This is a genomic window from Lysobacter oryzae DSM 21044 (genome assembly GCF_059568595.1).
Genome location: NZ_JCANTQ010000012.1, coordinates 127,452 through 150,587, shown reverse-complemented (window position 1 = coordinate 150,587; position 23,136 = coordinate 127,452). Strand labels below are relative to the sequence as shown.

At 71.0% G+C, this 23,136-nt stretch carries 15 protein-coding genes; all 15 read left to right on the top strand.

Translation table 11 applies throughout. The features are described 5' to 3' along the window. Positions 1–195: 195 nt before the first annotated feature. The 15 genes from BP05_RS11145 (at position 196) to BP05_RS11075 (ending at position 23,032) form a co-directional block, all read left to right on the top strand. Positions 196–828: a tetratricopeptide repeat protein gene (locus BP05_RS11145; RefSeq protein ID WP_496363400.1), complete on the top strand. Its 633-nt coding sequence runs from the start codon at positions 196–198 to the stop codon at positions 826–828. 169 nt (positions 829–997) lie between these two features. Further along, entirely contained in the window at positions 998–2,194 is a 1,197-nt protein-coding gene (locus tag BP05_RS11140) for an EAL domain-containing response regulator (protein ID WP_496363398.1), read from the top strand. 27 nt (positions 2,195–2,221) lie between these two features. Beyond that, positions 2,222–5,158 (top strand): ATP-binding protein, encoded by a 2,937-nt coding sequence (locus BP05_RS11135; RefSeq protein ID WP_496363397.1) that lies wholly within the window; start codon positions 2,222–2,224, stop codon positions 5,156–5,158. Positions 5,159–5,234: 76 nt separating this feature from the next. Next, on the top strand, positions 5,235–6,425 hold the full coding sequence (locus BP05_RS11130; protein WP_496363395.1) for a hypothetical protein: 1,191 nt from the start codon (positions 5,235–5,237) through the stop codon (positions 6,423–6,425). A 163-nt stretch (positions 6,426–6,588) separates the two neighbouring features. Continuing rightward, on the top strand, positions 6,589–8,304 hold the full coding sequence (gene ggt / locus BP05_RS11125; protein WP_496363393.1) for a gamma-glutamyltransferase: 1,716 nt from the start codon (positions 6,589–6,591) through the stop codon (positions 8,302–8,304). A gap of 97 nt (positions 8,305–8,401) precedes the next feature. Further along, positions 8,402–9,319: a diacylglycerol/lipid kinase family protein gene (locus BP05_RS11120; protein WP_496363391.1), complete on the top strand. Its 918-nt coding sequence runs from the start codon at positions 8,402–8,404 to the stop codon at positions 9,317–9,319. Beyond that, positions 9,319–10,134 carry a metallophosphoesterase family protein gene (locus tag BP05_RS11115; protein ID WP_496363389.1) on the top strand — a complete coding sequence of 272 codons (816 nt, stop codon included), beginning with the start codon at positions 9,319–9,321 and terminating at the stop codon, positions 10,132–10,134. The genes BP05_RS11120 and BP05_RS11115 overlap by 1 nt, the downstream gene beginning before the upstream one ends. Before the next feature lie 108 nt (positions 10,135–10,242). Then, positions 10,243–11,148, top strand: a complete 906-nt coding sequence (locus BP05_RS11110; RefSeq protein ID WP_496363387.1) for an AEC family transporter — start codon at positions 10,243–10,245, stop codon at positions 11,146–11,148. A 198-nt stretch (positions 11,149–11,346) separates the two neighbouring features. Beyond that, complete coding sequence (locus BP05_RS11105) at positions 11,347–16,785, top strand: HAMP domain-containing protein (RefSeq protein ID WP_496363385.1); 5,439 nt, start codon at positions 11,347–11,349, stop codon at positions 16,783–16,785. Further along, the gene (locus tag BP05_RS11100) at positions 16,770–18,545 is read left to right on the top strand and encodes a response regulator (RefSeq protein WP_496363383.1); all 1,776 of its coding nucleotides are present in this window, start codon (positions 16,770–16,772) and stop codon (positions 18,543–18,545) included. Before BP05_RS11105 ends, BP05_RS11100 begins: the two co-directional genes overlap by 16 nt. Continuing rightward, complete coding sequence (locus BP05_RS11095) at positions 18,542–19,186, top strand: histidine kinase dimerization/phospho-acceptor domain-containing protein (protein ID WP_496363381.1); 645 nt, start codon at positions 18,542–18,544, stop codon at positions 19,184–19,186. The genes BP05_RS11100 and BP05_RS11095 overlap by 4 nt, the downstream gene beginning before the upstream one ends. 87 nt (positions 19,187–19,273) lie before the next feature. Beyond that, positions 19,274–19,903: a nucleotide-binding protein gene (locus tag BP05_RS11090; protein ID WP_496363379.1), complete on the top strand. Its 630-nt coding sequence runs from the start codon at positions 19,274–19,276 to the stop codon at positions 19,901–19,903. A gap of 58 nt (positions 19,904–19,961) precedes the next feature. Then, on the top strand, positions 19,962–20,438 hold the full coding sequence (locus BP05_RS11085) for a SixA phosphatase family protein (RefSeq protein WP_496363377.1): 477 nt from the start codon (positions 19,962–19,964) through the stop codon (positions 20,436–20,438). Between the two features lie 12 nt (positions 20,439–20,450). Then, on the top strand, positions 20,451–21,014 hold the full coding sequence (locus tag BP05_RS11080) for a YceI family protein (RefSeq protein ID WP_496363375.1): 564 nt from the start codon (positions 20,451–20,453) through the stop codon (positions 21,012–21,014). Positions 21,015–21,025: 11 nt separating this feature from the next. Continuing rightward, entirely contained in the window at positions 21,026–23,032 is a 2,007-nt protein-coding gene (locus tag BP05_RS11075; protein ID WP_496363373.1) for a phospholipase D family protein, read from the top strand. Positions 23,033–23,136: the final 104 nt, after the last annotated feature.

Genomic DNA, 23,136 nt, shown 5'->3' with positions numbered 1-23,136 from the left:
CCTGCGGGACCCGGGAGGAACGCGATGACCGCCGGGTCCGCACATCCGGCGCCCGCCCGGGGCGCGACCCCGCCGTGGCCCCAGTCAGGAATTCCCCGTGTCCGACCGCCCATTTCGGCAAAGTCGCCCCTGCCGCGGGACATGCCGGGCCCGGACGGCGGCGGTAGGATGGTTGCCGCACAGGGGGCCTCCAACATGATCAACCGTACGCTGTGCCTGCTCGTCGCAGGCCTGGTCGCGGCCGGCACCGCCGGCGCCCAGGCCCTGCCCAAGCCGGCCGAGTTCTATTTCGATGCCGATCCCGCCACCACCCGTCCGGTCGTGGCGATCAAGGACACCGGCGATGTCGCCGCGCAGAAGCTGCTCAAGGCGATCGAGCGCAATCCGCGCGCGAAGGCCGAGCACGCGCAGCTCGCGCACCTGGCCATGGAGCAGGGTCGGGTCGACCTGGGCAAGGAGCTGTATGCCCGCACCCTCAGCCGGGTTGGCAGCACCGATGCGCTGTGGCGCCCGGTGCTGTGGAACTACGGCTGGGACCTCTACCGCAGCGGCGACGCGGCCGGTGCGCTGGCGCAGTGGCAGCAGCTGGTCGTCGCCCGCCGCGTCACCGCGAGCTGGGTGCCGCCGACGCTGGCGCTCGGATTGTGGACGGCCGGTCGCAAGGACGAAGCCCTGCAGTGGTACGCCGCGGCGGTGCGCACCGAGCCGCAGCTGTGGCGCAACCCGGCCAACTTCCCGCGCCTGCTGCCCGATTGGCGCGACAGCGAACGCGCCACCCTCGCCGAGGTGCAGGCGGCGTGGGCGGCCAATCCGCCGGCGTGGCCCTGAACCGTTGAAGGATGAACCGGCGCGACGCAGGGCGTAGCGCCGCCGCCGCAGCGCAGGCAGTCGCGCATGGGCTTCCCCGGGGCTACAGTGGCCCCGGCTGAAATGGGACCGAACGCACCGCAGCTCCGCGGTGCGCGGCAGGGCCAGCTCACTGGGGAGGGCGGACCGGATGTCCCTGTCGGAACTGAGCGTGATGGTGGTCGAGGACCACGGCTTCCAACGCCGCATGGCGTTGCGCCTGCTGACCGACCTGGGCATCGGCGAGGTTATCGAAGCCGCCGACGGCCACAGCGCCCTGCATCTGCTCGAAGGCAACGGCCAGCCGCCGGACGTGCTGGTGGTGGATCTGGACATGCCGGGCATGGACGGCATCGAATTCATCGGCCATGTCGCCCAGCGCCAGCTCGCGCGCGCGGTCGTGGTCGCCAGCGCCCTGGATCCGGCCCTGCTCAACACCGTGCAGACCATGGCCCGCGCCTACGGCCTGCGCGTGCTCGGCAGCGTCGAGAAGCCGTTGACCCGCGACAAGCTCGCCAGCGTCCTGGGCGGCTACGACGAGGAGCTGCACGCGTACGACGACGTCGAGATCGTCGAGGTCAGCGCCGGCGCGATCCGCGAGGCGCTGGCCAACCACGAGATCGAGCCGTGGTTCCAGCCCCAGGTCGAACTCGGCAACGGCCGCACCGTCGCGGTGGAGGCGCTCGCGCGCTGGCGCCGCCGTGACGGCCGCATCGTGCGGCCGATGCATTTCGTGTCGCTGATCGAACGCGAGGGCCTGGTCGGCGACCTCACCGACCACATGCTGACGCAATCGTGCCGCTGGAAGCGCCACTGGGACCAGCAGGGCATGCGCCTGAAGCTGGCCATCAACATCTCGCCGCATTCGCTCGCCGACGAGGGCACCGCCGACCGCTACCAGGACATCGTGCGCAAGCAGGGCGTCGAGCCGAACGAGGTGGTGCTGGAGATCACCGAGAGCTCGGTGATGGCCGACGCGGCGCGCGGCCTGGGCGTGCTCGCGCGCCTGCGGCTGAAGGGCTTTGGCCTGTCGATCGACGACTTCGGCACCGGCTATTCGTCGCTGGCGCAGCTCTCGCAGATTCCCTTCACCGAACTGAAGATCGACCAGGGCTTCGTCTCGGGCGCGCACAAGCAGCCGCGCAAGCGCGCGGTGATCGAGGCCAGCCTCGACCTCGCCCGCAAGCTCCAGCTCGACGTGGTCGCCGAAGGCGTGGAAACGGTGGAGGACTGGCAGATGCTCGCCGACCTGGGCTGCGGCATGGCGCAGGGGCACCTGATCTCGCCACCGGTGCCCGGCAACGAACTCGCCGCGGCGCTCGGGCGGTGGCGGCGTCCTGAGTTCTGAGGCGCACGCCGCCATGAAGCCGCCGCCATGAAGCTCGGAATCCGCCACCAGCTCTGGCTCCTGTTCGGCCTGTTCCTGCTGACCGGCGCGACCGTGCTGGTGGTGGACGAAATCGCGCAGTACCGCGCGCGGCAATCGCTGCTGTCCCTGCGCGGCGACGCCTTGCTGTCCCTGCGCGAGATCAAGTCGGTGTCCGACGCCTACGGCCTGGACGTGGTCGACACCACCTTCCGCACGCGCAACTACCTGATCACCTGGGACGAGGCGCTGGCGACGCTGGACGCCGCGCGCACGCGCGCCGACCGCAGCTGGGCGGCGATCGCACGCCTGCCGCACACGCCCGAGGAGGCGACCCATTACCGCGCCGCCGAGCAGGAACGCGTCGCCGCCGACGCGGCGATGGCGGAGCTGCGCACGATCCTGCAACGCAAGGACATCCGCGCCCTCGGCCGGTTCGCCGACACCCGCCTGTACCCGGCGATCGATCCGGTCACGCTGCGGCTGAAGCTGCTCTCGGACCTGGCGACGGTGAAGGCGGATGCGGTCGTGCGCGCGAACCTGCGCGACAACCGGCGCGTGAGCGCGTTGCGCATCGGCCTGTCGCTGGCGGCGCTGCTGGTGGTCGCGCTGATCGGGCGCAAGGTGCTGCGCAACGCCTACCGCGGCGTGGAGAGCCTGACCTTCCTCGCCCGGCGCATGCGCAAGCACGACTACACCGCGATGCCCCGCTACCTGCCCGACACCGGCGAGCTGGGCATGGTCACCGACGCGTTCCTGGAAATGCGCCGCGACGTGCTCGGCTTCGAGACCGAGCTGACCGAACAGCTCGCGCGCAACGAGCGCGCCAACGCCGAGCTGGTGCGGCGCGAAGCGCTCCAGCGTTCGCTGATGGAGTCCGCGCCGACCGCGATCGCCGCGATCGACAGCCAGGGGCGCTACTTCCTGTTCAATCCCGGCGCCGAACGCCTGTTCGGCTACCGCGCCGAGGACTTCATCGGCAAGGACGCGCCGATGCTCGACCGGGTCGGCGATTTCGCGCCGTCGCTGGTGCCGCCCAGCACCTACGAGTCGCTGGCGCAGGCGCTCAGCCAGCGCACCGGCAAGCCGGTCGCCGCCGACTGGCGCGTGCTGCTGGCGGCCGCGGAACTGGGCCTGCCGCCCAGCGAAACCATGATGCTGCATCGCGATGGCCACCTGGTGCCGGCGCTGCTGGCGCTCGCCCTGCTGCCGGACGAACGGCACGGCGGCAACGGCCTGCTCGGCGTCGCCGTCGACCTCACCCGGATCAAGGAGCTGGAAGCCGACTTGCGCGCCAGCGAGGCGCGCGCGCAGGAAGCCAATCGCGCCAAGTCCTCGTTCCTCGCCGCGATGAGCCACGAGATCCGCACGCCGATGATCGGCGTCACCGGCATGATCGAGGTCCTCGCCCACTCCCGGCTCGACCACGACCAGCGCCATGCGCTCAACGTGATCCAGCAGAGCTCGCAGGCGCTGCTGCAGATCATCGGCGACATCCTCGACTTCTCGAAGATCGAGGCCGGGCGCCTGGAGATCGCGCCGAGCGTGGTCGATCTCGCTGCGGTGGTGCGCAGCACCGTGGCCAACTACAGCGGCGCGGCGTCGAGCAAGGGCCTGTCGCTCACCTGCGAGATCGACGAACGCATCGGTCCCGCGCACTGCGCGGACGCGCTGCGGCTGCGGCAGATCGTCGGCAACTTCCTCTCCAACGCGATCAAGTTCACCGCCAAGGGCGGGGTCGAGGTCGCGCTGGAATGGCGCGGCAGCGCGGCGCCCGATCCGGCGCGGCCGCTGGGCGCGGACCTGCTCAGCTTCCGCATCACCGACACCGGCATCGGCATCAGCGCGGAGGCGCAGCAGCGCCTGTTCCAGCCGTTCGCCCAAGCCGAAGGCGATACCACGCGCCGCTACGGCGGCACCGGCCTGGGCCTGGCGATCTGCGTGCGCCTGGCCGAACTGATGGGTGGACGGGTGACCATGGATTCGGTGCCGCAGGTCGGCACGACCATGCGCCTGGCGATCACCCTGCCGCGCGCCGCGGCGAGCGAGCTGCCGGCGGAGAGCACGGACGTGGTGCGGCAGCCGGCGTTCCGTCCGCGTCCGCTGCCGGACACCGAAGCCGCGGTGCGCGAGCGCAGCCTGGTGCTGTTGGTCGACGACCATCCAACCAACCGCATGGTGATCGCGCGCCAGCTCGCGCTCGCCGGCTACGCCAGCGAAGCCGCCGAAGACGGCATGCAGGCCCTGGCGCGCTGGCGCAGCGGCCGCTACGCGCTGGTGCTGTCGGACATCCACATGCCGCAGCTGGACGGTTACACGCTCGCCGCCCGCATCCGCGCCGAGGAGCGGCAGCGCGGCCTGCCGCGCACGCCGGTCATCGCGCTCACCGCTTCGGCGCTGAAGGGCGAGGCCGAGCGCTGCCTGGCCGCCGGCATGGACGACTACCTGGCCAAGCCGGTGGGGGTCGCCGTGCTGGCGGCGATGCTGCAGCGCTGGTTGCCGCACACGGCCGTCGCCGCCACTGCGGACGAACCGGTGGCCACGCCGGGCGCGAACGCGCATGCCGCCCTCGCGTCCGGCGGTTTTCCGCAACTGGACAAGGCGCCGCCGCTGCTGGACCACGCCGCTCTGGACGAACTCAGCGGCGGCGACGGGCAGGAAGCCGGCGTGGTGCTGCAGGACTTCCTCGAGACCACCGCGCTGGACCTCGGCCTCCTCGCGCGCGCGCGCGCCGATGGCGACCTCGCCGCGCTCACCCGCCAGGCGCACAAGATCCACGGCGCCGCGCGCCTGGTCGGCGCGATCGAGCTCGCCGCCGCCGCCGCCGCACTCGAGGCCGCTGGCCACGCGGGCGCGTGGCAGCAGATCCTGCCGCACGCCGCCCATGTGGAAACGGCGGCGGAACGGCTCAAGCTGTTCGTGGCCGAGCGTTACGCCAACGCGTGACGCGTCGGCGAGCGCGCTCGCACGTGGCCTTGGCGGCTATGCTGCTGCCACTTTCCGAACTGCGGTTGCGCCGAACATGAGCCCTGTCCTGCGACGGATCGCATTGGCGGCCAGCGGCATCCTGTTGCTCTGGGTAGCGATGGCGGGCGTGGACAGGCGCGCCGCGCCGGCTGCGTCGGCCACCAGGGCCCACAGCATCCCCGCTGCTGGAGCGAAGCCCCTCTCGCCGCGCGCCCGCGCCGCCGCGCGTGCGACCCGCAGCGCGACAGCGGCGGACCACGCCGCCGACGGACAGGCGTGGGCCGCGCGTGACCCGCGCGTGCAGCGATGCCAGCGCGACCTCGACGCGGCGACCCGGGCGCGCGTCGCCGCGCTGGCGCGGAGCGACGACGAACGCGCGCAGGCAGTGGCCGCGCTGCTGCAGCCGTTCGAACCGGGTGAGGCCGGCGGGCTTCGCCAACGCACGCAGCAGCAACTCGCGCGCCTGGCCGTCGCCGCGCAACGCGCACCGGACGATGTGCAGATCGCCTGGCTGTACGCCGCGCGCTGCCATGCGCAAGACCAGTGCGACCAGCGCGCGGCCATCGACCGGGTGCTGCGCCTGGAGCCGGACAACATGGCCGCGTGGCTGCTGGCCCTGGAGCAGTCCGATCCGCGCGACCAGCAGGCGCAGGCCGCCCTGCTGCAACGCGCGGCGGCCGCGCCGCGGCTGGACTGGCATTACGGCGCGCTCGGCATGCTGGTGATCGAACGGCTGACGCCGCTGCGTGTGCCCTCCTGCGAGGCCGTCCCGGAGTTGTTGGGGACGGCGCTGGGATCGCGCCAGCCGCTGGCGGTCGATGGCGCCGTGGCGGTGACTGCGTGCGCCGTCGCGCTGACGCTGCCCTTGGCGGCGGGCACCAGGACACCGTTGTGCCCGGCACGCGGCTCGATCGCGGCCGCGCGCCTGCCCGCATGCCGCGCCGTGTTCGCGCGCCTGGCCGATGGCGACGATCTGGTGTCGCGACTCATCGGCACCACGCGCATGCTGGCGTGGGCGCAGACGCCCGCGGAGCGCGCGCACTGGAGCGAACGGTTGCGCAACCTGCACTGGCTGCAGGAGCAGGGCGCCAACCTCATGCCGCCTGGCTACATGCGGCTGGTGCTGGAGCAGGGCGAAGTGCCGACCTTGATCGCGCTGCTGGAGGCGCAGGGGCGCTGGCCGGCGCCGCCCGGCTGGCTGCCGGCGACCCCGGCGCTGCGCGCGCAACTGGCGGGACTGCGCTGACCATGCGGCCACGTGTCGCAACCGCGGCGCTGGCGCTCCCCGCCACGATGGCGCGCCCGCGGTGCGTGGGGATCCACGGCCCGCTGCGCTTTCCACCTCATCCGGCACGCCGCGCGGACGGGGACGCCGCTAGGATGCGGCAGTCCGATCCGGAGCTGCGTCCATGCGTGCCTTGCTGCTTGGCTTCTTCCTGACCCTGCCCCTCACCGCCATGTGCGCCGACCGCATCACCGGCAAGCCGTTCGCCACCCGCAGCGAGGTCTACGCGCCGCACGCGATCGCCGCGACCTCGCATCCGCTGGCCACGCAGATCGCACTCGACGTGATGAAGTCCGGCGGCAGCGCGGTCGACGCGGCCATCGCCGCCAACGCCGCGCTCGGCCTGATGGAGCCCACCGGCAATGGCGTCGGCGGCGACCTGTTCGCGATAGTGTGGGATCCGAAGACGAAGCAGCTGTACGGCTACAACGGTTCGGGGCGCTCGCCGAAATCGCTGACCCTGGCCGAATTCCAGAAGCGCGGCCTGACCGAAGTGCCCTCGCACGGGCCGCTGCCGGTGACGGTGCCGGGCACCGTCGACGCGTGGTTCGCGCTGCACCAGCGCTTCGGCCGCAAGCCGATGCGCGACGACCTCGCGCCGGCGATTCGCTACGCGCGCGAAGGCCATCCGGTGCACGAGGTGATCGCCTACTACTGGGGCCGCAGCGTGCCGGCGCTGTCGAAGTGGCCCGGCTTCAGCGAACAGTTCACCGTCGCCGGCGACTCGCCGGGCACGCGGCGCGGCCCGCGCACCGGCGAGATGTGGAAGAACCCGAACCTCGCCCGCACGCTCGAGCAGATCGCCAGCGGCGGCCGCGACGCGTTCTACAAGGGCGCGATCGCGCGCACGATCGACGCGTACTTCAAGGCCAACGGCGGTTTCCTCTCCTACGAGGACCTCGCCGCGCACCATGGCGAATGGGTCGAGCCGGTCAGCACCAATTACCGCGGCTACGACGTGTGGGAACTGCCGCCGAACGGGCAGGGCATCGCCGCGCTGCAGATCCTCAACCTGCTCGAACCGCACGACCTGAAGAAGTACGGCTTCGGCAGCCCCGAGCACGTGCACCTGTTCACCGAAGCCAAGAAGCTCGCCTTCGCCGACCGCGCCGCGTCGTACGCCGATCCCGACTTCTACCGGACCCCGGTGGCCAAGCTGCTGTCGAAGGACTATGCGCGCGAACGCGGCAAGCTGATCGCGATGGACAAGGCGATGAAAGCCGCCGAGCCCGGCGTGATCCCGCAGCTCAACGAAGGCGACACCATCTACATGACCGTCGCCGACGCCGACGGCATGATGGTCTCGCTGATCCAGTCCAACTACCGCGGCATGGGCAGCGGCATGGCGCCGCCAGGGCTGGGCTTCATCTTCCAGGACCGCGGCGAGCAGTTCGTGCTCAAGCCCGGCCATCCCAATTCGTTCGCGCCGGGCAAGCGGCCGTTCCACACCATCATCCCGGCGTTCGTGACCCGGGACGGCAAGCCGTGGCTGTCGTTCGGGGTGATGGGCGGCGCGATGCAGCCGCAGGGCCACGCGCAGATCCTGATGAACCTGATCGATTTCGGCATGAACCTGCAGGAAGCCGGCGACGCGCCGCGGATCCAGCACGATGGCTCGACTGAACCCGCCGGCCAGGCCACGGCGATGAGCGACGGCGGCGAACTCGACCTGGAATCCGGCTTCCCCTACGAGACCGTGCGCGCGCTGATGCGCAAGGGCCACAGCGTGCGTTTCGCCGACGGCCCCTACGGCGGCTACCAGGCGATCATGGTCAATCCCAACGGCGGTTACATCGGCGCCAGCGAATCACGCAAGGACGGGCAGGCGGCCGGCTACTGACGCCGCCGGCTCTGCGCCCCCGCGGGCCGTGCACGGGGCATGCACGGCCACGGCCTAGGATGGCGGCCGCCTGATGACAGGCGCCGCTCGAGGTGCCGTGAACCAGCCCATCGCCGTGATCCTCAACGCCCGCGCCGGCGACGATGACTCGCCGGACGCCGACGCGGTGCGCGCGGCCTGCGCGCGCGTGGGCCTGAGCGCCGACGTGCACGCGCTCGACGCGGACGACGACCTCGACGCGGTGCTCGACGCCGTCCTCGCCCGCGATCCGTCGTGCGTGGTCGCCGGCGGCGGCGACGGCACCGTCAACACGGTGGCGGCGCGCCTGGTGGACCACCCGCACGCGCGCCTGGGCGTGCTGCCGCTGGGCACGCTCAACCACTTCGCCCGCGACCTCGGCATCCCGCTGGATCTGGACGCGGCGGTGCGGGTGATCGCCGACGGCCACGTCGCGACGGTCGACGTCGGCGAGGTCAACGGCCGCGTCTTCCTCAACAACGCCAGCATCGGCCTGTACGCGAGCATGGTCGTGCAGCGCGAACGCACGCGCCGGCTGCTCGGCCTGGGCAAGTGGCCGGCGATGGCGCGCGCCACCTGGGTGGCGCTGCGCGATCCGGCCAGCTTCGACGTCGCGGTCAGCGCCGACGGCGACGCCCAGCACCGTCGCACCCCGTTCCTGTTCGTCGGCAACAACGACTACACCCTGAGCGGTCCCGCGCTGGGCCAGCGCAAGCGTCTCGACGAAGGCGCGCTGTCGGTGTACGTGCTGCGGCCGAAGAACCGTTGGGGCCTGCTGTGGCTCGGACTGCGCGCACTCTTCGGCGCGGTGTCCGGCGAACGCGACCTGACCGCGCAGCGCGCCAGCGAACTGGTCGTGGCCGCGGCGCGCGAGCAGGTGCCGGTGGCGCGCGACGGCGAAGTCGCCGACTTGACCACGCCGCTGCGCTTCCGGGTGCGCCCGCGCGCGCTGCGGGTGTGCGTGCCGCGCGACGCGCGTGCCGCGGAGGCGGGCTGATGCGCACCCTGGTGCACATCTCCGACCTGCACTTCGGCCGCGTCGATCCCGCGCTGCTGGAACCGCTGGCGCAGGCGATCGCGCAGGCGCGGCCGGACGTGCTCGCGATCTCGGGCGACCTCACCCAGCGCGCGCGCCGGGAACAGTTCAAGCATGCCGCCGCCTACCTGCGCCGGCTGCCGCAACCGCAGATCGTGGTGCCGGGCAACCACGACGTGCCGCTGTACGACGTGCTGCGCCGCTTCCTGGCGCCGTTGAAGCGGTTCCGGCGCTACATCAGCGCCGAGGAATTTCCGTCCTTCCAGGACGAGGAGATCGCGGTCGTCGGCCTCAACACCGCGCGCTCGCTCACCTTCAAGGGCGGACGCATCAACCATGCGCAGGTCGCGGAGGTCGCGCGCCGTTTCCGCGACCTGCCCGAACGCGTGACCCGGATCGTCGTCACCCACCATCCGTTCGACCTCCCCGCCGGTGGCGACGAGAGCGACCTGGTCGGGCGCGCGACGATGGCGATGGCCGCCTTCTCCGGCTGCGGGGTCGACCTGTTCCTGTCGGGCCATCTGCACCATAGCCACGCCGGCAATACCGCGCAGCGCTACCGCATCGACGGTTACGCCGCGCTGGTGGCGCAGGCCGGTACCGCCACCTCGACCCGCGAGCGCGGCGAGGCCAACGCCTTCAACGTCATCCGCATCGGCGTCACCGACATGCACCTGGTGACGTGGCGCTGGCAGGCGCGTGCCGCGCGCTTCGCACCCGCGGCCGAGCAGGGGTTCCGCTACGTGTCCGGGCGCGGCTGGCAACCCCTGGCCTGAGCGGCCATGCCTGTGCCTATCGTGGCGAGCGGCCGGTGTGACGCGCGGCGCGCTTGAGCGCGACGGCGGCAGCCGCGACCATGCCGTTCCTCCTTTCGATCGATGCCGATGGCCTTCGATGCCTTCGCCCTGGTGCTGGCGATGCTGGTGCTGGGCTATGCCTTCCAGCGCCTGCGCGTGCTGCCCGCCAACGCCGCGCAGACGCTCAACCTGGTCGTGCTGTACGTGTGCCTGCCGGCGGCGGTGCTGCGTTATGCGCCGCGCCTGCACCTGGAGCCGGCGCTGCTCGGCGTGGCCGCGGTGCCGTGGCTGCTGTTGCTGGCGACGATCGCCGCCGTGGCCGCGCTGGCGCGCGGACTGCGGCTGCGCGACGAGGAACGCGCGGTGCTGCTGCTCACGGTGGCGCTGGGCAACACCAGCTTCCTCGGCTATCCGCTCACCCGCGCGCTGATCGGCGAACACGCGCTGCCGTACGCGGTGGTGTACGACCAGTTCGGCGCGTTCCTGATCCTGTCCACGTTCGGCCTGTGGGTGCTGGCGCGTTACGGCGGTGAGCATCGCCCTGGCGCGCGCGAGATGCTGCTGCGGATCCTGAGGTTCCCGCCGCTGTGGGCGCTGCTGCTCGGCTTCACTGTGATGCCCGTGGCGCCGCCCGCTTGGATCGCCGGTGGCCTGCAGCGCCTGTCCGACGCACTGCTGCCATTGGCGATGCTGACCATCGGTCTGTCGGTGCGCCTGACCCTGCCGCGCGAGGAGCTCAAGCCGCTGGCGGCCGGCCTGCTGCTGAAGCTGGCGCTGATGCCGGCGCTGGCCACCGTGCTGGTGCCGCTGCTGCGGCTGCAGGGCGAGATGGCGCGCACCACGGTGCTGGAGTCGGCGATGCCCTCGATGGTCACCGCCGGCGCGCTGGCGATCGCGCACAACCTCGCGCCACGGCTGGCCGCGGCGATGGTCGGGTACGGGGTACTGCTGTCGCTGCTGACCCTGCCGTTGTGGGCGCAGTGGAGCGGGTGACCCGCGCGTTCGGTCTGCACGACCGATCACGCACGCGTGTCGCCGGCGGGCAGCGATCTCCCCAAGCGGCCGTGTCCGTGGCGTGAAGGAAGCCATCACGGCGCACCGTCTAGGTTTTCACAGGTTCTCAACTTCTTGATCTGACCGGTCCACCGCGGCAACCGTGCTCCACGGCGGCGGACCGACGGGGGGCGACACGTGGCTACGGAACTCAAACGACGCGCGCGTTCGCGCGACGCGGACGACGCACGCGATCCGCTGCTGGCCCTGCTGGCGGCGATGCAGGCCGTGACGGCGGGTGACTTCTCGGTCTCGCTGCCGGTGCACTGGCCCGGGGTCGAGGGCAAGCTGGCCGAGGCCTTCAATTCGATCGTCATCCACAACCGGCGCCTCGCCGAGGACCTGCAGCGCGTAGGCGTCAAGGTCGGGCGCGAGGGCCAGACCCGGCAACGCCTGACGCCCGCCAACCGCCAGGGCGCCTGGGCGGGCATGGAGAACTCGGTCAACGACCTGATCGACGACCTGGTGCGTCCGGTCGAGACCATGACCGAGGCGATGGCCGGCGTGGCCAAGGGCGATCTCACCCGCACCGTGCCGCTGGAAGCCGACGGTCGCCCGCTGCAGGGCGAATTCCTGCGTTCGGCGACGATCGTCAACCGCATGATCGAGCAGATGGGCGAGTTCTCCTCGGAGGTCACGCGCGTCGCGCTCGAAGTCGGCACCGCCGGCAAGCTCGGCGGCCAGGCCAAGGTCAAGGGCGTGTCGGGCGTGTGGAAGGACCTGACCGACTCGGTCAACCAGATGGCGTCCAACCTCACCGGCCAGGTCCGCAACATTTCCGAAGTGACCATCGCGGTGGCCAACGGCGACCTCTCGCGCAAGATCACCGTGGACGTGCGCGGCGAGATCCTGCAGCTGAAGGAGGCCATCAACACGATGGTGGACCAGCTGCGCGGCTTCGCCTCGGAAGTGACGCGCGTCGCGCGCGAAGTGGGTACCGAAGGCAAGCTCGGCGGCCAGGCGATCGTGCCCGGCGTGGCCGGCACGTGGAAGGACCTGACCGACTCGGTCAACGCGATGGCGTCCAACCTGACCTCGCAGGTGCGCAACATCGCCGAGGTCACTACCGCGGTCGCCAAGGGCGACCTCTCGCGCAAGATCACCGTGGACGTGCGCGGCGAGATCCTCGAGGTCAAGAACACCGTCAACACGATGGTGGACCAGCTCAACGGCTTCGCCGCGGAAGTGACCCGCGTGGCGCGCGAAGTCGGTACCGAAGGCAAGCTCGGCGGCCAGGCCCAGGTGCCCGACGTCGCCGGCACCTGGAAGGACCTCACCGACCACGTCAACTCGATGGCGTCGAACCTGACCTCGCAGGTGCGCAACATCGCCGAGGTCACCACCGCGGTGGCCAAGGGCGACCTCTCGCGCAAGATCACCGTGGACGTGCGCGGCGAGATCCTCGAACTCAAGGACACCATCAACACGATGGTGGACCAGCTCAACGGCTTCGCCGCGGAAGTGACCCGCGTGGCGCGCGAGGTCGGCACCGAGGGCCGCCTCGGCGGCCAGGCGGTGGTGCCGGGCATCGCCGGCACCTGGAAGGACCTGACCGACTCGGTCAACGCGATGGCGTCCAACCTCACCTCGCAGGTGCGCAACATCGCCGAGGTAACCACCGCGGTGGCGCGCGGCGACCTCTCGCGCAAGATCACCGTGGACGTGCGCGGCGAGATCCTCGAGCTGAAGAACACCGTCAACACGATGGTGGACCAGCTCAACGGCTTCGCCGCGGAAGTGACCCGCGTGGCGCGCGAGGTCGGTACCGAAGGCAAGCTCGGTGGCCAGGCGCAGGTGCCCGGCGTGGCCGGCACCTGGAAGGACCTCACCGACAACGTTAACTCGATGGCGTCCAACCTTACCGCGCAGGTGCGCAACATCGCCGAGGTCACCACCGCGGTGGCCAAGGGCGACTTGTCGCGCAAGATCGCGGTGGACGTGAAGGGCGAGATCCTGCAGCTGAAGGAGACCATCAACACGATGGTCGACCAGCTCAATTCGTTCGCCGCGGAGGTCACCCGCGTGGCGCGCGAGGTCGGCGCCGAGGGCAAGCTCGGCGGCCAGGCGCAGGTGCCCGGCGTGGCCGGCACCTGGAAGGACCTCACCGACAACGTCAACTCGATGGCGTCCAACCTCACCACCCAGGTGCGCAACATCGCGGAAGTCGCGACCTCGGTGGCCAAGGGCGACCTGTCGCGCAAGATCGCGGTCGATGCGCAGGGCGAGATCCTGCAGCTGAAGGACACCCTCAACACGATGGTGGACCAGCTCAACGGCTTCGCCGCGGAAGTCACGCGCGTGGCGCGCGAGGTCGGCACCGAAGGCAAGCTCGGCGGCCAGGCGCAGGTGTCCGGCGTGGCCGGTACCTGGAAGGACCTGACCGACTCGGTCAACCAGATGGCGTCCAACCTCACCACCCAGGTGCGCGGCATCGCCAAGGTGGTGACCGCGGTCGCCAACGGCGACCTGCACCAGAAGCTGACGGTGGAAGCCAAGGGCGAGGTCGCCGAACTCGCCGACACCATCAACGCGATGACCAACACCCTGGCGATCTTCGCCGACCAGGTGACCTCGGTGGCGCGCGAAGTGGGCGTGGAAGGCCGCCTGGGCGGCCAGGCCAAGGTGCCGGGCACCGCCGGCATCTGGAAGGACCTCACCGCCAACGTCAACCAGCTCGCCGCCAACCTCACCAACCAGGTGCGCGCGATCGCGGAAGTGGCGACCGCGGTGACCCAGGGCGACCTGACCCGCTCGATCCAGGTGGACGTGCGCGGCGAGGTCGCCGACCTCAAGGACAACATCAACGCGATGATCGGCACCCTGCGCGCGACCACCGAGTCGAACCGCGAGCAGGACTGGCTGAAGACCAACCTCGCCAAGTTCAGCAGCATGATGCAGGGCCAGCGCGACCTGATCACGCTCGGGCACATGCTGCTGTCCGAGCTGGCGCCGCTGGTCAACGCGCAGCAGGGCGTGATGTACGTGGTCGACGACGAGAGCGGGGTGCGGCCGGTGCTGCGCCAGCTCGCCGGCTACGCCGACAGCGGCAGCGACGACGAGCGCACGCTGCACTTCGGCCAGGGCCTGATCGGCCAGTGCGCGGCGCAGGGCGAGGTGATCCTGCTCGACAACGTCCCGACCGGCTCGGTGGAGATCTCGTCCGGGCTGTTCAGCGCGATCCCGCGCAACGTGATCGTGCTGCCGGTGTTGTTCGAGGACCAGGTCAAGGCGGTGCTGGAGCTGGCGTCGCTGGGCGAGTTCTCGCCCAGCCAGCGCGACTTCCTGCAGCAGCTGACCGGCCTGATCGGCATCGTGCTCAACACCATCAACGCCTCGATGCGCACCGAGACGCTGCTGTCGCAGTCGCAGCAGCTGGCCGCCGAACTGCAGTCGCAGCAGAAGGAGCTGCAGCAGACCAACGAGGAGATCGCGCTCAAGGCCACGCTGCTGGCGGAGCAGAACCGCGAGGTCGAAAGCAAGAACCTGCAGATCGAGCACGCGCGCCGCGCGCTGGAGGACAAGGCGGCCGAGCTCGCGCTGACCTCGCGCTACAAGTCCGAGTTCCTCGCCAACATGTCGCACGAGCTGCGCACGCCGCTGAACTCGATCCTGATCCTCGGCCAGCAGCTGGCGGAGAACCCGGACGCCAACCTCACCGGCCGCCAGGTCGAGTTCGCCAAGACCATCCATGCCGCCGGCACCGACCTGCTGCACCTGATCAGCGACATCCTCGACCTGTCCAAGATCGAATCCGGCACGGTTACGGTGGAGAGCGAGGAGATCGCCTTCGAGCACCTGCGCGAGAACATGCTGCGCAGCTTCCACCACGAGGCCGAACGCCGCAGCCTGGACTTCGGCGTCGACATCGCCCCGGGGCTGGGCCATGCGCTCACCACCGACCCCAAGCGCCTGCAGCAGATCCTCAAGAACCTGCTGTCGAACGCGCTGAAGTTCACCGAGCACGGCAGCGTGCGCCTGCGCGTGGGTCCGGCGGCATCGGGCTGGACCAGCGGGCATTCGGTGCTCGACCACGCGCCGACGGTGGTCGCGTTCGAAGTGCTCGACACCGGCATCGGCATTTCCCCGGAAAAACAGAAAATCGTGTTCGAGGCGTTCCAGCAGGCCGACGCGGGCACCTCGCGCAAGTACGGCGGCACCGGCCTGGGCCTGGCGATCTCGCGCGAGATCGCCGGCCTGCTCGGCGGCGAGCTGCGCCTGCACAGCGAGGTCGGCAAGGGCAGCGTGTTCACCCTGTACCTGCCGCTGCGCTACGTCGGTCCAGACGCGCCGCACGCCGCGCGCGCGGCGAGCATCCTGCCGGCGGCCGCGCTGGCCAACGAAGGCACCGGCATGCTGGCCGAGCCCGAGCAGATCGACGATGACCGCGACATCGTGCAGGCCGGGGAGCGCACGCTGCTGGTGGTCGAGGACGACCCGCGCTACGCCGCGGTGCTGCGCGACCTGGCGCGCTCGCAGGGCTTCCGCGTGATCGTCGCCAACCGCGGCAGCGAGGCGCTGCGGCTCGTGCGCGAGTACAAGCCGACCGCGATCTCGCTCGACATCTTCCTGCCCGACATGCTCGGCTGGACGGTGCTGGCGCGGCTCAAGCAGGACTCCTCGACGCGCCACATCCCGGTGCAGATCGTGACCATCGAAGAGGAGCGCCACCAGAGCATCGAGCGCGGCGCGTTCGCCTACCTGGCCAAGCCGGCGACCACCGAGTCGATCGGCCACGCCCTGCAGCGGATCAAGGACTACACCCTGCCGCGGGTGAAGCGCCTGCTGGTGATCGAGGACGACGCCGGCGAGCGCCTGGGGATCGAGGAGCTGATCCGCCACGACGACGTCAGCATCGATACCGTCGGCACCGGCGCGGAGGCGCTGGAGGCGCTGCGCAGCGGCAACTACGACTGCGCGGTGCTCGACCTGCGCCTGCCCGACATGAGCGGCTTCGAACTGCTCGACCAGGTGCGGGAGATCCCGCAGCTGGAGGACCTGCCGATCGTGGTGTTCACCGGCAAGGAGCTGACCACCGAGGAACACCAGCGGCTGAAGAAGGCCGCGCGCAGCATCGTCATCAAGGGCGTGGAATCGCCCGAACGCCTGCTCGACGAGACCGCGCTGTTCCTGCACCGCGTGATCGCCGACCTGCCGCCGCACAAGCAGCAGATGGTGCAGCGCCTGCACGAGACCGATGATGCGATCCGGTCCAAGCGCGTGCTGGTGGTGGACGACGACGTGCGCAACATCTTCGCCCTGTCCAGCGTGCTCGAGCGCCACGGCATGGACGTGATCACCGCCGGCACCGGGCAGGAGGCGATCGAGAAGGTCGCCAACGATCCCGACATCGACCTGGTGCTGATGGACATCATGATGCCGGGCATGGACGGCTACGACACGATGCGCGCGATTCGCGAGCAGCCCGAGTCGCGCTCGCTGCCGATCGTCGCGCTCACCGCCAAGGCGATGAAGGGCGACCGCGAGAAATGCCTGGAGGCCGGCGCGTCCGATTACCTCGCCAAACCGGTCGTCACCGACCAGTTGCTGGGAATGCTGCGGCAATGGCTGCACCGCTGAGCCTCGACGCGGGCAGCCCGCCGGGCCGGTCCGGCGCGCACGATCCGGTCAACGTGCTGCTGGTCGACGACCAGCCGGGCCGGCTGCTGACCTATCGCGCCATCCTTGAGCCCCTGGGCGAGCGCCTGGTCGATGCCAGTTCCGGCACCGACGCGCTCAAGCGGCTGATGGAGGAGGAGTTCGCGGTGATCCTGCTCGACGTCAACATGCCGGGCATGGACGGCTTCGAGACCGCATCGCTGATCCACCAGCATCCGCGCTTCGAGAAGACGCCGATCATCTTCGTCACCGCGGTCAACGTCACCGACCTCGACCGCCTGCGCGGCTACACGCTGGGCGCGTTCGACTACGTGATGGTGCCGATCATCCCGGAGATCCTGCGCAACAAGGTCGAGGTGCTCGCCGAGCTGTACCGCAAGCGGCGCGAACTGGAACGGGTCAACCGCCAGCTCGCGGCGGCCAACGACGCGCTGCGCCAGGAAAAGGCGCGCGAACTCGAACTCCTCAACGACACCCTGCGCGAGGCCAACGCCGCGCTCGCCACCCGCAACGCCGCGCTGCAGGGCGAGATCGCCCAGCGCGCCCGCGCCGAGCAGCGCCTGCGCGAAGCCGACACGCGCAAGGACGAATTCCTCGCCACCCTCGCGCACGAGCTGCGCAACCCGCTGGCGCCGCTGCAGAACGCGCTGGGGATCCGGCGCCTGGCCTTGGCCGGCAGCGATGACGAACTGCAGGACCTGATGGAGCGCCAGCTCGGGCTGCTGGTGCGCATGCTCGACGACCTGCTCGACGTCGCCCGCATCACCCGCGGCAAGATGCTGCTGCGGCGCGCGCCCACCTCGCTGCAGCGCGTCCTGCGCACCGCGATCGACACCGCGCAGCCGTTGTTCAACCGCTGGGCGCACGAGCTGACGCTGGCGCTGCCGGAGGCGGACGTGGTGCTGGATGCCGACCCGGTGCGGCTGGCGCAGATCTTCGCCAACCTGCTCAACAACGCGGCGAAGTACTCCGAGCCCGGCACCCCGATCGAGATGCGCGCGGAACTGCGGCCGGCGCGCAACGGCCCGGCGGACGCCTGCGAAGTGGCCGTGCACGTGATCGACCACGGCATCGGCCTGAGCCGCGCCGACCAGGACAGCGTGTTCGACCTGTTCCGCCAGCTCGACACGCGCGTGGAGCGCTCGCACGGGGGCCTCGGCATCGGCCTGACCCTGGTGCAGCAGCTGGCGCAGATGCACGGCGGCGAAGTCACGGTGCACAGCGACGGGCCCGGCACCGGTTCGACCTTCACCGTGGTCCTGCCGTGCGCCGGCGCCGCACCGGCGGAAATGCCCGCGCCCGCGCCCGCGGTCCGCGAGCGGCCGGAAAAGGTGCTGGGCGTGCTGGTGGTCGACGACAACCAGGACGCGGCCGACACCCTGGCGACGATGGTGCGCATGCTGGGCCACCGCGCCGAGGCGATCTACGATCCGCGCACGGTGGAAGCCGTGGTTCAGCGGCTGCAACCTGACTTGGTGTTCCTCGACCTGGGCATGCCCGGGCGCAGCGGCTTCGATGTCGCGCGCAGCCTGCGCGCGCAGTCAGGCGGCAGTGCCCTGCGGCTGGTGGCGGTGACCGGCTGGGGCCAGGCGGAGGACCGTCGACGCTCCCTTGATGCGGGTTTCGACCAACATCTGGTCAAGCCACCGGATATGGAAGCAGTGAAGCAGCTTTGTGCCAACCCGTCGGGACGCAGCGACCGCCACACGGAGGTCGAATGACCCATCCCGAATGGTTCCAGCGTGTCGCCCACGACCTGCGCGACCCGCTGTCGCCGCTGCAGACGGCGGTGTACCTGCTGCGCAGCGGCGACATCAACGACGAGGACCGCAGCCGCATGCTCGAACTGATCGAGCGGCAAGGCGTGCGGCTGGCCGGCATGATCGACGAACTCGCCGACTGCCTGCGCGCCGAACGCGGACGCCTGCTCGCGCGCCGCTCGCAGGTCGACCTGATGGTGCTCGCGGCCCTGGGCATCGCCCGCGGCGATGCGGCGGCGCTGCAGTTCGATCCCGAGCTGGCGACCCTGCCGGTGTTCGGCGACGACCGCCGCCTGCTGCAGTTGCTGCGCATCCTGCGCGAGCTGCGCCTGTCGCCGGAGGAACTGCTACCGGCGCCGCTGTTCCTGGAGCGCGTCGACCGCTGCGCCCGCCTGCACCGGCGCCTGGCCTGCACGGCCGACGTCCTCGCCGATCCGGTGCGCCTGCTCGACGGCCCGCTGCCGGCCGCACTGGGCCAGGGCCTGGGCCTGCAGCTGCCGCTGGCGGCGGCGATCGCGCGCGAGCACGACGGGCAGATGCGCGTGGAGGCCGAAGCCGACGGCCGCGTGGCGCTGGTGGTGGACCTGCCGCTGCTGGCCTGACCGCCGCCGCACCGCGACGGCGGCGCGGATGACCATCCCCGGGCGGCCGTTGTACGCTGCGGGCTCATTGCGCCAATTGGGGGTTTGATGAAGACCGTTCTGGTGGCCAGTTCCAAGGGGGGCGCGGGCAAGACCACGATCGCCACCCACCTCGCCGCGCAGGCGGCCCTCGATGGCCTGCGCACGACCCTCGTCGACGCCGATCCGCAGGCTTCCGCGACCCGTTGGGCGCAGAAGCGTGCGGGCCTGGACAGTGCCGTCCTCGCCGTCGACGGCACCCGCCGCAAGAACTGGCGCAAGCAGGTGCCCGACGACAGCCAGCGCGTGATCGTCGACGGCGCCGCCGGCGCGATGGCGGACGAGCTCGACCCGTTCCTGGAAACCGTCGACGCGGTGGTGGTGCCGGTGGTGCCCTCGACCTTCGATATCGAGGCCACGGTGCCGTTCCTGGATTCGCTGGCGCAGCACCCGCGCGTGCGCAAGGGCACCCTGCGCGTGGCCCTGGTCGGCAACAAGCTCAAGCCGTGGACCAACGTCTCGCAGCAGGCGCTCGACCTGCTCCGGCAATGGCCCTACCCGCTGGTGGCGCAACTGCGCGACAGCCAGGGCTACGTGGTCACCACCGCGCTGGGCAAGAGCCTGTTCGACTACCACTCGGCGCAGGTGCGCGAGCACCAGGCCGACTGGCAGCCCCTGCTCAAGTGGTTGAAGAAATAACGCGCGATCCCCGCGGACCGCATCGAATCCCGCAGCCCACCATGAGACCGGCCCGCCCATGCGCGAACTGATCCTGCTCCGCCACGCCCACGCCGAACCGGCCGCTCCCGGCCAGGCCGACCTGGATCGCCCGCTGTCCGCGGAGGGCCTCGCCGAAGCCGAGGCGGCCGGCCGCTGGCTCGCGGACAACCGGCTCACGCCTGACTGCGTGCTGTGCTCGCCGGCGCGGCGGTCGCGCGAAACGCTGGAAGCGGTGCTCGGCAAGATCGGTTACGTCGACCAGCGCATCGAGCCCTCGATCTACGAGGCCACGCCCGGCGCGCTGATCGCATTGGCCGACAGCCATGCGCAGTCCGAGCGGCTGCTGATGGTCGGCCACAATCCCGGCTTCGAACAGCTGGCCGCGCTGCTGCACAGCGGCCAGTCGGGCGACTACCGCGGCATGCCGCCCGCGGGCATCGCCGTGCTCACGCTGCCGGTCGGCGCGGCGCTCGAGCCGGGCGCGGCGCAACTGAGCGCCTTCTGGTGGCCCTGATCCGGGACTGAAGTGCTGCGCGCCCTGCCCCCGCTGGTCCTGGCCGCGCTGTGCGCGGCATGGCCCGGCGTGGCGGCGGCGCAGGCGCTGGACCCCGCGCGCAGCCGCATCGACTTCGAACTGCAGACGCGCTGGGGCCAGACCATCACCGGGCACTTCCCGCGCTATGAAGGCGAGGTGGTGGTGCTGCCCGACGGCCGCCATGAAGTGCGCATGCGCCTGGCCACCGCCGCGGTCGTGGTCGAGGGCTCGCGCCGCTACACCCGTTTCGCCCGCGGCGCGGACTTCCTCGATGCCGAGCACCACCCGTGGGTCGAATTCCGCTCCGAACCCTACCCGGCCGAACTGCTGGCCAGCGGCGGCCGCCTGTACGGCACGCTGACGATGCACGGAGTGAGCCGGCGCGAGGCGTTCCAGGTCGCGCCCAGCGCCTGCGCGCAGCCCGCGCGCGAGTGCGAGGTGTTCGCCCAGGGCCGCGTGCTGCGCACCAACTACGGCGTCGAGAGCTGGCGCTGGGCGCTGACCGACGACGTCAATTTCCGCCTGCGCGTCCGCGTTCAGGATCCCGCCCCGTAAAATCGCGGGCCATGAAGTTCCTGTCCCGCCTCTGCCTGGCCGCGTGCGCGTGCATGCTCGCCGCCTGCGCCAGCCTGTCGCCGGCGCAGCGCGAAGACAGCGCGCGCGTCGTCGCCGCGGCGCGCCCCACCGCGGTCGATTGCGACGCCCAGGACAGGTGCGCGCAGGCGTCGCCGCTGCACGACCTCGCCGCGCGCGCCATGGCCGATTCCACGCCGGCGCAGCCGCGCCACTACGCGCTGATCATCGACCAGGGGACGGACGCGATGCTGGCGCGGGTCAACCTGATCCGCGCCGCGACCACGCGCATCGACCTGCAGACCTACATCTTCGACGAGGACGATGCCGGCCAGCTCGTGCTCGACGAACTGCTGCGGGCGGCGCGCCGCGGCGTGCAGGTGCGCGTGCTGCTCGACCAGTTGTCCGCGCTCCGGCGCGTGGAGACGCTGGCCGCGCTGGCGGGCGCGCACGCCAACCTGGAAGTGCGCATCTACAACCCGGTGCTGCACCGCGCGCGCATCACCTACCCGCAGTACGCGCTCGCCGCCGCGTGCTGCTGGCGCAAGCTCAACCAGCGCATGCATTCGAAGATGCTGCTGGTCGACGGCGCCATCGGCATCACCGGCGGGCGCAACTACCAGGACGACTATTACGACTGGGACCACGAGTTCAACTTCCGCGACCGCGACGTGCTCGTCGCCGGTCCGGTCGCGGCGACGATGGACGAAGCGTTCGTCACCTTCTGGAACGACCGCCGCAGCGTCCCGGTGGAGTTCCTCACCGACGTCGGCAAGCGCCTGATCCGGCAGGGCGTGCCGGCGCTGCCGGCGCCGGCATTCGAACGCCCGCAGCGCGCCGAGGCCATGCGCCGCGACGCCAGCGACGCGGCCCTGGTGACGCAGCGGCTGGCCGGCGCGGCGATCCCGGTCGGCGCGGTGCACTACGTCTCCGACACGCCGAGCAAGCAGCGCAGTTCCGGGCGCGAGGGCGAATGGACGTCGGACAAGCTGCGCCAGCTGATCGAGACGGCCAACCGCGAAGTGATGCTGCAGACGCCGTACCTGGTGATGTCCAGGCCGGCGCAGGCGATGTTCCGGCGCATGCATGCGCGTGCGCGCAGCGAGCGCCCGCGGGTGACGGTGTCGACCAATTCGCTGGCGTCGACCGACGCCTTCATCGCCTACGCGCTGTCGTACAAGTACAAGCGCCGCTACCTGCGCGAATTCGGCTTCGACATCTACGAATACAAGCCGTTCCCGCTCGATGCGCCGATCGACATCGCCGCGACCGGCGCGGACCTGCCCGCGTTGTTCGACGGCGGCCACGGCCCCACCGAGGCGATCGCGCGCCCGGGCCCGGGCTCGGGCACGATCGGTTCCTCCGGCGCGCGCCGGCATCCCGCTGGCAGTGGCGCCAGCGCCAGGCCCGGCTACGACCGCCGCAGCGTCCTCTACCGTCGCTACGAGGCGCCGCTGGCGCGCGAGTACGCCGCCAAGCGTTACGCGCGCCGCCGCGCCAACGAGCCGGTGCCGCTCAAGCGCGCCGGCGTGCGCATCGGCCTGCACGCCAAGTCCGTGGTGATCGACGAGCGCATCGGCGTGATCGGCACCCACAACTTCGACCCGCGCGGCGACAACTACAACACCGAGAGCGCGCTGGTGATCGAGGATCCGGTCTTCGCCCAGGCGCTGGCGCGGAGCATCCGCCGCGACACCAACCCGGACAACGCATGGGTGATCGCACCGCGCGACAAGCCGCCGGTGCTGTCCGGGCTGGACTATTCGATCGGCAAGCTGTCCGAACAGTTGCCGGTGTTCGACCTGTGGCCGATGCGCTACGCCACCAGCTACGAATTCGTGCCCGGCCCGGCGTGTCCCGCGCCGCTGCCGCGCAGCCATCCGCGCTTCCGCGCCTGCTACCGCCCGGTCGGCGACTTCCCCGAGGTCAACGTCGGCCTGAAGTCGCTGACGACGCGGATCTTCACCGCATTCGGCGCCGGGCTCGCGCCGATCCTGTAGGGAGGTTTCCCGGCTGCGCCTGGAAACCCCAGAGTTTGCTCCGCCACGCGCTGCCACACGCCCATTCGCGCCTTGGGCGCGAATCGCCCCTGACCCAGGGGGCT